This window comes from Nitrospirillum amazonense (genome assembly GCF_007828045.1).
Lineage (GTDB): Bacteria > Pseudomonadota > Alphaproteobacteria > Azospirillales > Azospirillaceae > Nitrospirillum > Nitrospirillum amazonense_C.
Window position 1 is genome coordinate 65,763 of record NZ_VITN01000017.1, and the last position, 9,808, is coordinate 75,570.

9 protein-coding genes are annotated in these 9,808 nt (G+C 63.2%); 5 read left to right on the top strand and 4 right to left on the bottom strand.

Annotated features, from left to right (window positions below; all coding sequences use genetic code 11):
• Positions 1–2: 2 nt before the first annotated feature.
• Both FBZ89_RS22260 and FBZ89_RS22265 read right to left on the bottom strand, forming a co-directional pair.
• The gene (locus FBZ89_RS22260; protein WP_211115312.1) at positions 3–701 is read right to left on the bottom strand and encodes a GNAT family N-acetyltransferase; all 699 of its coding nucleotides are present in this window, start codon (positions 699–701) and stop codon (positions 3–5) included.
• Positions 702–768: 67 nt separating this feature from the next.
• Positions 769–1,767 (bottom strand): alpha/beta hydrolase, encoded by a 999-nt coding sequence (locus FBZ89_RS22265; RefSeq protein WP_145752289.1) that lies wholly within the window; start codon positions 1,765–1,767, stop codon positions 769–771.
• 208 nt (positions 1,768–1,975) lie between these two features.
• On the opposite strand from FBZ89_RS22265, the gene guaA reads away from it, so the two are divergent.
• Positions 1,976–3,523, top strand: coding sequence for a glutamine-hydrolyzing GMP synthase (gene guaA, locus FBZ89_RS22270; protein WP_145752391.1), 1,548 nt, complete (start codon positions 1,976–1,978; stop codon positions 3,521–3,523).
• A 318-nt stretch (positions 3,524–3,841) separates the two neighbouring features.
• On the top strand, positions 3,842–5,098 hold the full coding sequence (locus tag FBZ89_RS22275) for a tyrosine-type recombinase/integrase (RefSeq protein WP_145752291.1): 1,257 nt from the start codon (positions 3,842–3,844) through the stop codon (positions 5,096–5,098).
• Here the strand turns inward: FBZ89_RS22275 and FBZ89_RS22280 are convergent.
• Both FBZ89_RS22280 and FBZ89_RS22285 read right to left on the bottom strand, forming a co-directional pair.
• The gene (locus FBZ89_RS22280) at positions 5,076–5,360 is read right to left on the bottom strand and encodes a helix-turn-helix transcriptional regulator (protein ID WP_145752293.1); all 285 of its coding nucleotides are present in this window, start codon (positions 5,358–5,360) and stop codon (positions 5,076–5,078) included. The two genes, FBZ89_RS22275 and FBZ89_RS22280, sit on opposite strands and share 23 nt — an antisense overlap.
• A 156-nt stretch (positions 5,361–5,516) precedes the next feature.
• On the bottom strand, positions 5,517–6,146 hold the full coding sequence (locus FBZ89_RS22285) for a Fic family protein (RefSeq protein ID WP_145752295.1): 630 nt from the start codon (positions 6,144–6,146) through the stop codon (positions 5,517–5,519).
• A gap of 116 nt (positions 6,147–6,262) precedes the next feature.
• Between FBZ89_RS22285 and FBZ89_RS22290 the strand changes: the two genes are divergently transcribed.
• The 3 genes from FBZ89_RS22290 to FBZ89_RS22300 are packed head-to-tail and all read left to right on the top strand — an operon-like array spanning position 6,263 to position 9,664.
• A complete protein-coding gene (locus FBZ89_RS22290; protein WP_281292039.1) occupies positions 6,263–7,831 on the top strand; it encodes a recombinase family protein in 1,569 nt (522 codons plus the stop codon).
• Entirely contained in the window at positions 7,831–8,736 is a 906-nt protein-coding gene (locus FBZ89_RS22295) for a plasmid partitioning protein RepB C-terminal domain-containing protein (RefSeq protein ID WP_145752298.1), read from the top strand. Before FBZ89_RS22290 ends, FBZ89_RS22295 begins: the two co-directional genes overlap by 1 nt.
• On the top strand, positions 8,729–9,664 hold the full coding sequence (locus FBZ89_RS22300; RefSeq protein WP_145752300.1) for a plasmid partitioning protein RepB C-terminal domain-containing protein: 936 nt from the start codon (positions 8,729–8,731) through the stop codon (positions 9,662–9,664). The genes FBZ89_RS22295 and FBZ89_RS22300 overlap by 8 nt, the downstream gene beginning before the upstream one ends.
• Positions 9,665–9,808 lie beyond the last annotated feature (144 nt).

A 9,808-nucleotide genomic window follows, 5' to 3' on the forward strand; every position in this document is an offset into this window, starting at 1 on the left:
GGTCAGAGTCGCCGCAACACGATGAAGTGCACGGCCCGCCGCACGCGGAAGCCCAGCTTCTCATAGACCCGCTTGGCGCCTTCGTTCTCCGTCTTCACATGCAGGAAGGGGATCTCGCCTTCCGCAATGATGCCGGCGGCCACGGCACTGACCAGGGCCAAGGCCAGGCCCCGGCCCCGAAAATCCGGATCGGTGCAGACGGCGCTGACCTCGCGCAAGCCGGGCAGGCGCATGCGCTGACCGGTCATGGCCATCAGCCGCCCGTCCGGGCTGCGCAGGCCGAAATAGGCGCCCATGCGGATGGTGCCGTCCAGGAAGGGTCCCGGCTCCGTCCGCTTGGCCAAATCCACCATGTCGGGCACGTCGGCGGCGGTCAGGCGGATCGCGGGGGTGGCGGGCTGGGGCGCCAGGGCTTCGCACACCATCTGGTCGATCTCCCGTGCACGCAGCACCTGCCAAGCTCCAGTCGGAATGTCCAGCGCCACCGGGCTGACCACGCCGACGCCCCGGCCCGACGGCACCAGGGCCGCCAGATTGGCCAGCGCCGCCGCCGTGGGCCCGGCCAAACCCGCCAGGGGGGAAATGTCGTCCTGATAGCGCGCAGCCAGGCCGCGCACCTGCCCTAGGGTGTGGTGCGCCGTAGTCAGCGCGTTCCAGACGGGATTGTCGAGCAGGCTCAGGTCGGCCACGGTGGGGTCCATCAATCAATTTCGCTATGGATGGGGATGTGCCTGCCGGGGCGCAAGGGGCGCGCGCAAGAGATGGATGCTAATTCCCGGGCGCCGCCTGGTGGATGAAGTCGGTGACGGCCTCAATCACGCCGGGGGCCAAGGGCAGGGTGGGATCGGCGTAGGTGGCGATGTTGGCTTTGGGGTTCGCCGGCGCGATCTTCAGCATGTGGTTGGCGCCGGGAATGAGGGCCAAGGTGGCGGCCGGCTGCGCCTGGGCCAGCAGGCGGGCGTCCTCGACCGTCACCTGCAGGTCGGTGTCGCCCTGCAGCACCAGCAGCGGCACCGTCAGGGCCGCCGCCGCTTGCGTCGGGCTGACGGCCCCCTGGGAAATGAGGTAGGGCTGGATGGCGGGGCGGTAGAGCACCCGCAGGGCCGGCGGCACGTCCTCCACCGTGCGGCCTTCCTTCAGCGCCGCCTCGATCGCCGTCACCTTGTCCAGGATGGCCGGCGGGGCGCCGCGGTCGCGGATCTGCTGCAGGCGGATGTCGCCGAAGGGCCGTCCGGCGCCGGCCAGCGACAGCACGCCGCAAACCGGCACCTTCTCCTTGACCAGTTGCGCCGCCGCCAGGGTGGCGATGGTGGCGCCCTCCGAATGGCCCAGCAGCATGACGCAGCGCACCTGGGGCTGGCGCGCCAGATAGCGGGCCCAGGCCGCCATGTCGTCGATGTAGGTGGAGAAGCGCAGCTTGTCCTCGCCAGGGCAGGCGGCGGCACTCTTGGCGATGCAACGCTTGTCCACCCGCAGGCTGGCGACGCCCTCGGCGGCCAGCCCTTGGGCGATCAGCTTCAGCAGGTTGCCGCGCACCGTCAGCAGGGTGGAATTGCCGTCGCGGTCCGAGGGGCCGGACCCCGCCTGCATCAGCACCGCGACGCCGCCCGTCCAGCCCGCAGGCCGCATCAGGGAGCCGTAAAGGGATGAACCGCCGCCGTCCTCCAGGCTGACCTCGGTATCGGACGTGTCGGGGGATTGGGCCCATGCCGCCGGCGCCATGAGGATCAGGGCGGCGGCCAGAAAACGGCGGAGGAGGGGATGCATGGAAGCTCCACGGAAAGGTTATATTTCGTTACTTAGCAAAATAACAAACTAAAGTCCAGCCGGCCCCCGTCCGGCCGGTTCGTTCTCCCGCGTTCGGCGCGGGGGGCCCTTGCCTGTCCAACGCTTGCCGTGCCGGGGTGCCTTGGACTAGCGTGCGGCCACCCTCGCAACCCCCAATGATAGGGATAAGCCCATGGCCACAGAGACGATGTCCGATCGGGTCCTCATTCTCGATTTCGGGTCGCAGGTGACCCAGCTCATCGCCCGGCGGGTCCGCGAGGCGGGGGTGTACTGCGAGATCCACCCCTATTCCATGAGCGAGGCGGCCATCCAGGCCTATGGGCCCAAGGCCATCATCCTGTCGGGCAGCCCGGCGTCGGTGACGGAAGAGGGCAGCCCGCGCGCGCCGGGCATCGTCTTCACCAAGGGTGTGCCCGTACTGGGCATTTGCTACGGCCAGCAGACGATGTGCGAGCAGCTGGGCGGCAAGGTCGAGCCGGGCGAGACCCGGGAGTTCGGCCGCGCCTTCGTCGATGTGAAGGAGCCCTGCGCCCTGTTCGAGGGCGTGTGGCAGGTGGGCGCCCGCGAGCAGGTGTGGATGAGCCATGGCGACCGCGTCGCCAAGCTGCCGGAGGGCTTCCGCATCGTGGCGACCAGCGAGGGCGCGCCCTACGCCATCATCGCCGACGACAGCCGCCGCTTTTATGCCGTGCAGTTCCATCCCGAGGTGGTGCACACCCCGCATGGCGACGCGCTCATCCGCAACTTCCTGTTCTCCGTCTCCGGCCTGTCGGGCAGCTGGACCATGGCCGCCTTCAAGGCTCAGGCCATCGAGAAGATCCGCGCCCAGGTCGGCACCGGCAAGGTCATCTGCGGCCTGTCCGGCGGCGTCGATAGCTCCGTTGCCGCCGTGCTGATCCACGAGGCCATCGGCGACCAGCTGACCTGCATCTTCGTCGATACCGGCCTGATGCGCGCCGGCGAGGCGGATGAGGTGGTGACCCTGTTCCGCGACCACTACAACATTCCGCTGGTGCATGTGGACGCGGCCGACCTGTTCCTGGGCAAGCTGACCGGCGTCAGCGACCCGGAGGTGAAGCGCAAGACCATCGGCGCCACCTTTATCGAGATCTTCGATGCCGAGGCCAAGAAGATCGGCGGCGCCGGCTTCCTGGCCCAGGGCACGCTGTACCCCGACGTCATCGAGAGCGTCAGCTTCACCGGCGGCCCCAGCGTCACCATCAAGTCGCACCACAATGTGGGCGGCCTGCCGGAGCGGATGAACCTGAAGCTGGTGGAGCCGCTGCGCGAACTGTTCAAGGATGAGGTGCGCCGCCTGGGCGTGGAGCTGGGCCTGCCCAAGGCCTTCATCGGCCGCCATCCCTTCCCGGGGCCCGGCCTGGCCATCCGCATCCCCGGTGAGATCACGCCCGAGAAGCTGGAAATCCTGCGCAAGGCCGACACGGTCTACCTGGAGGAAATCCGCAACGCCGGCCTGTACGATGTCATCTGGCAGGCCTTCGCCGTGCTGCTGCCGGTGCGCACCGTCGGCGTCATGGGCGACGGCCGCTCCTACGACTACGCGTGCGCGCTGCGCGCCGTGACCTCGGTGGACGGCATGACCGCCGACTACTACCCCTTCAGCCACGAGTTCCTGGGCCGCGTCGCCACCCGCATCATCAACGAGGTGCGCGGTATCAACCGCGTGACCTACGACATCACCAGCAAGCCGCCGGGCACGATTGAGTGGGAATAATTTTTGCCCCTCCGGGCGTATCCGAAATCACGCTACAATACGACATAAGCCAATGAAAATGCTGAAAAAATCTCTCTGAGACTTTCAGCATCTATCGCCGGGTTAGCCTCCCGTTTGACGGTATGGCTGGCGGTATGGCGCGTCTTGTCTCAACCGAAAAACGCATATACCGTCAGGGGCAAGAGAGCTTCTGACGGTATATCTTTTGGCCTAAACACTTGTAATTGCTGAATAAAAATCCTGTCAGGCGGCCCAATTTTGGCCTGACGGTATAATTGGGTGCTCTCCTGCATTTTTTGACCGATCTGGAGGGTGCAGATGCTGACCGACGCCGCCATCAAGGCACTGAAACCAAAAGATAAATTATACAAGATTGTGGATCGTGACGGTATGTACGTCGTGGTCCAACCTTCGGGTTCAATCGTGTTCCGCTTGGACTACCGGCTCAACGGCCGTCGGGAGACCTTGACGTTGGGTCGTTATGGCCCGGCGGGTCTGTCTCTGGCCAGGGCGCGCGAGAAGCTGATTGATGCCAGGCGCGCGATTTCCGAGGGTCGCTCGCCGGCGCAGGAAAAGCAGCGCGAGAAGCGGAGGATCAAGGAAACCAAGAGCTTCGGCCAGTTCGGCAAGCGCTGGCTTCAGGAAGCGAGGATGGCGGACAGTACACGCGCGATGCGGCGGTCGATCTTCGAGCGCGACATCCTCCCGGCGTTTCGCAATCGACTGCTAACCGAGATCCTGCCGGAGGATCTGCGCGGGTTGTGCGCGAAGGTAAAGGAACGCGGGGCGCCGGCAACAGCGGTCCACGTCAGAGACATTGTGAAGTTGGTATTCGCCTTCGCCATCCTGCACGGGGAGAAGGTCGCCAACCCGGCCGACGAGGTTGGCCCATCGTCGATCGCAACCTTCGTGCCGAAGGACAGGTCGCTATCTCCCGCGGAGATCCGCATCATGCTCGGACAGCTTGAGCATGTCCCGACGCTGCCAACGATCCGTCTCGGGATAAAGCTGATTCTGCTCTCGATGGTGCGAAAGAGCGAATTGCAGGATGCAGTCTGGGACGAGGTCGATTTTGAGAACGCCGTCTGGTCGATCCCCAAGGAGCGAATGAAGCGCTCGAAGGCGCACAACGTCTATCTATCGCAGCAAATGCTCGACATCTTCATCGCTCTCAAGACCTGCGCCGGTAACTCGAAATACGTCCTGCCGTCGCGCTACGACGCTGACGCGCCGATGTCGCGGGCCACGTTCAATCGGGTCACGACGGCGGTGGTGGTGCGGGCCAAGAAGGAAGGAATGCCGCTGGAGTCCTTTACGGTTCACGATCTCCGACGCACCGGCTCGACTCTGCTGAACGAACTGGGCTTCAACAGCGACTGGATCGAGAAGTGCTTGGCGCACGAGGATGGCCGATCCTCACGGGGCATCTACAACAAGGCGGAATATGAGCATCAGCGCCGGCACATGATCCAGGAATGGTCCAACATCGTGGACGCTTGGGTCGTGGGGGAGAAATACACGCCGACCCTTTATCCGCCGACAATGGACCTGCTTACGCCCGAGCCGGATGTTTGATGGGGCGGGTCTTGCGAAGTTGGACATCGGGCATGGGTGCGCGTTTCACGGTTTTCGCGCGCGAGGCGCGGCGGCGCTCCTCGAGCCAGGCTTCGACTTCGGCGAGGTCCCACACCACGCAGCGAGACGTAAGATAGAAGCGCTGCGGAAATTCACCGCGCTGCTCCATGTCGTAGATGGTCGTGTCGGCCAACGGGACGATTTGCCGAAGCTCATGGCGCCGGATGGTCCGTGTCACGGCGGGAGGTTCTTGTGATTTCATCAGAGGACTCCGTCAGCCATTGGGTTCAACGGATAGAAGTCGATAGACGACGTTGAAAGAAAGCCCGGATTGAGGGGCGTAGAACGGTATCGCGCTCTGGCGTGCATATCGGATAAGGCGCGGCCATCGCCGCGCCCAGCCAGACCTCCAATCGGTTCATTTGGATGATCGTCGATACCGGCCCTTCCGGCGTGAGCCGACGTAGTATATGAGACCAGCCACCTTGAGCGCGGCGATGTCCCGACGCGCGGTTTTCAGGCTAACCGCCCACATTGCCACAATATCCCGTGCGTCACTTCGACCTGCCGCGACTCGGTCGAGAAACCAGTGCTGCCGCTCGTTGAGTTCGGCCCGATCAGGGACATTTATAGGGTCGCGTTCAGGGACACGTTCAGGGACATTTTTCCGCGCGCCCGTTGCCGATCGTCCCCCTGCGGCTTCCCCGGCGGCATAGGCTTCGCGCGCTCTGACCAGGGAAATGCGATCCACCGGCCCGGTCAGCGGGATGGCTGCCGGCCCATCAATCAGGCCGAGAACGAAGGCCCTGATGACTGGGGACGAGACCACCAGCCGCAGGAAATAGACGCTGTCTGGCCCGTGCTGGCCTGAGAGCCAGTGCTTGACGGTTCGCTCGCTTGCGTCCGTCTGGCGCATGAGCTGCTTAATCGCGCGGCGACTGTCGCCATGCTCTTTGCGTAGCAGCTCAGCGATGGTCCGCGCATAGACTTCGCGTCCGCCAAGAACGCCTGTCCATAGGGGTAATTTCCTGCCCGTTTTCGGCAACATCTTCCGTTTTCTCCGCAGCTAAACTGTTCCAGTGCGGAGTGACGGCAGAGGCCCGTCATGCGCTGCGGCGGTAGGTCGCCCGGACCGCCGCAGGCAAGTTCGTGAGGCGTAATGTGATGAGCCGGAGAGACTACGATAATGATCGGTCAGAGCAGCCCGCACGTCCTCTTCGGGCTGCCGAATACGTCCGCATGTCGACGGATCATCAGAAGTATTCGACGGAAAACCAATCCGACGCGATTAAGCACTATGCCGAGGCGCGCGGAATCGAGATCGTCTGTACCTACGCCGACGAAGGAAAGAGCGGGCTCAGCGTCGATGGTCGTGATGCGTTCAAGCGGCTGATCGCGGACGTTGTGGAAGGCCGCGCCGACTTTGAGATGATCCTCGTCTACGACGTGAGCCGCTGGGGGCGCTTCCAGGACACCGACGAAAGCGCCTACTACGAATATATCTGCAAGCGCGCCGGCGTGCGTGTCCAATACTGCGCCGAACAGTTCGAGAATGACGGAAGCCCGATCGCGGCCATCATCAAGGGCGTGAAGAGCGCCATGGCCGGGGAATATAGCCGTGAGCTTTCCGTCAAGGTTTTCGCCGGCCAAGGGCGCCTGATCGAGAAAGGGTATCGTCAGGGAGGCCCGGCGGGTTTTGGACTACGGCGAACGCTCATCGATGAGCACGGCGCTATCAAGGGATGTCTTGAACGCGGCGAGCAGAAGAGTCTCCAGCTTGACCGCGTGATCCTGACACTCGGCCCCGCCGAGGAAGTCGATCTGGTTCGCGAAATCTACCGGGCGTTCGTCCATCAAGGGTATAGCGAGAGCGAGATCGCGGCTGATCTCAACAGGCGGGGTATTTCCACCGACCTTGGGCGACCCTGGACCAGGGGAACCGTCCACCAGATTCTCATCAACGAGAAATATGTCGGCGACAACGTATGGAACCGCCGCTCTTTCAAGCTGAAGAAGAAGCGCGTCCGGAACGATCCCGGTATGTGGATCAGGGCGCAGGATGCGTTTGCGGCCGTCATCGAACGCGAACTGTTCGAGGCGGCCAAGACCATCATCGGTGTGCGCTCCTTCCGGCTGAGCGACGAAGAGATGCTGCAATCTCTAAGGGCGCTTTATCAGCAAAAGGGTTTGCTCTCCGGCATCGTCATCGACGAATCCGATGGGATGCCGTCCAGCAGCGCCTACAGCTCCCGCTTTGGCAGCCTGCTTCGCGCCTACGGTCTCGTGGGCTTCACGCCGGATCGCGATTACCGCTACGTTGAAGTCAACCGCGAACTGCGAAAGCTCCATCCTGGTATTCTTCGTGAGGTGCTCGACGGATTGCGGGCAACGGGCAGCGATGCCTGGCAGGATCTCGAGGCCGACCGGATAGTCGTCAACGGTGAGTTCAGCGTCTCGTTGGTGATCGCGCGGTGCATCGAGACGCCGACCGGGCTCCTTCGGTGGAACCTGCACTTCGATACCTCGCTCGCGCCCGACATCACGATTGTCGCGCGGATGGATAGAGCCAATCGCGCGCCGTTCGACTTCTATCTGTTCCCCCGCATTGACATGCTCTCAGAAAAGCTGCGGCTAGGAGAGGAGAATGCGCTCGCGCTCGATGCCTACCGCGTCGACGACCTTGAGCTTCTCTATGACATCGCCGCGCCTGTTCCTCTTGGGGAGGCCGCCTGATGCCTGCTGTTCGACCGAACAAGATCGAAATGATCCCTATCTCCCGGATCACGGTTCTGAACCCTCGTGCACGCAACAAGCGCCAGCATCGGGAGATCGTGAACAACATCGAAGCCATCGGCTTGAAGAGGCCGATCACGGTGAGCCGCCGCGATGGCGCAGGCGGGCCGAGATATGATCTCGTCTGTGGTGAGGGCCGGTTGGAAGCCTTCCAGATGCTTGGTCAGACCGAGATTCCGGCCGTGGTGATCGAGGCCAGCGAAAGCGAGTGCCTCGTCATGAGCCTGGTCGAGAATATCGCCCGGCGCACGCCGCGGCCCATCGACCTCATGAAGGAGATCGGCGCGCTACGATCTCGTGGCTTCAACGATGCTGCCATCGCGGAGAAGATCGGTGTCGGGGCATCCTGGGTGAACATGATTGCGTCGCTACTCGAGCGTGGCGAGGAACGGCTGGTGTCCGCCGTCGAAACCGGGCTCATTCCGATCACCTTGGCAATGGAGATTTCCAAAGCCGAAACGGAAGAGGCGCAAAACCTGCTCCTCGACGCCTATGAGACCGGCAAGCTTCGGGGCAAGAAACTCGCCGCGGTTCGTCGTCTGCTGGAAATGCGGATGCGCAGCCAGCGCAAGGGTGGATTGCCTGTCGGGCGGTTGGGCCGAAAGGGCACCGGCGTCCGTCGGATGACGGCCGCCGATCTCATGCAGGTCTACCAGCGGGAGGCGGAAAAGCAGCGTCTGCTGGTCAAGAAGTCGGACTTCACCCAGACCCGGCTGCTGTTCGTCGTCGAGGCGCTGAAGGATCTGCTCGGCAATGACGGTTTCATCAATCTGTTGAGGGCGGAGGGGCTGGCGACCATGCCACGCGCGCTTAAGGTCCGCGTGTCGGGAGACGGTCATGACTGAAGAACCGAAGGATCAGGATGACGGCCGTATCCATTTTGGCTTCGACCGCGATTTTCTGACGATCCCCGTTGCGGCGATCGTTCCGCTGAAGACGTTGCCGCCCGGCGCCAGGGAGAGCCGATCCTATTCGCAGGTGCTGAGTTCGATCAAAGCGATCGGCCTGATCGAAGCGCCCGTCGTCATGGCAGACGAAAAGAATGCCGGAACCTGGTTTCTCCTCGATGGTCATCTGCGGCTTGAGGCGCTCAAGGAACTCGGGATCTCCGAGGTCGAGTGCCTGCTTGCAGCTGACGACGACACCTACACCTACAACAAGCGCGTCAATCGCATCCCGCCGATCCAGGAGCATCGGATGATCGTGCGGGCAATGGACCGGGGCGTGTCATCGACCGACATTGCCACCGCATTGAACCTTCAGGTTGAGTCCGTGCTGCGGCGTTTCCGGCTCCTGGAAGGGATCAGCCCCGAGGCGGCCGAGATGCTGAAGGATACGCCCTGTTCGATGAAGGTGTTCGACATCCTGCGCCAGATGACGTCGGTCAGGCAGATCGAAGCCGCAGACCTGATGATCGGCCAGAACAATTTCACCGTGATGTTTGCGCGTGCGCTGCGTGCGGCGACGTCCGAGAACCAACTCGCCGCCACCCGCAAAGGAAAAGGGGGAGGCAAGCCAACGCCCTCGGGCCAGCAGATCGCCCGCATGGAACGCGAGTTGGCGGCGCTCCAGACCCAGGTGAAGTCTGTCGAGGAAACCTACGGCATCGACAATCTGCATCTGACCGTCGCCCGCGGCTATGTCGCCAAGCTACTGGCGAACAACAGGGTGGTTCGCTGGCTGGCGACCCATCAACAGGACTATCTCAGCGAGTTTCAGAAGATTGCCGAGATCGACACGCTCGGCCCGATCGCGGAAACGCCGGGCGCCTGAGTCAGATATGGGGACCCGGACCCGATAAGCGCGGGGACCATGGGAGAAGCCGCACCGTGGGGCGGATCAAGCATGGTGGTGGGAATGGCGGCGAACCCGCATGAAGCCCACCAGGCTGGTCCACATATAGCCAGCCGCATGAGG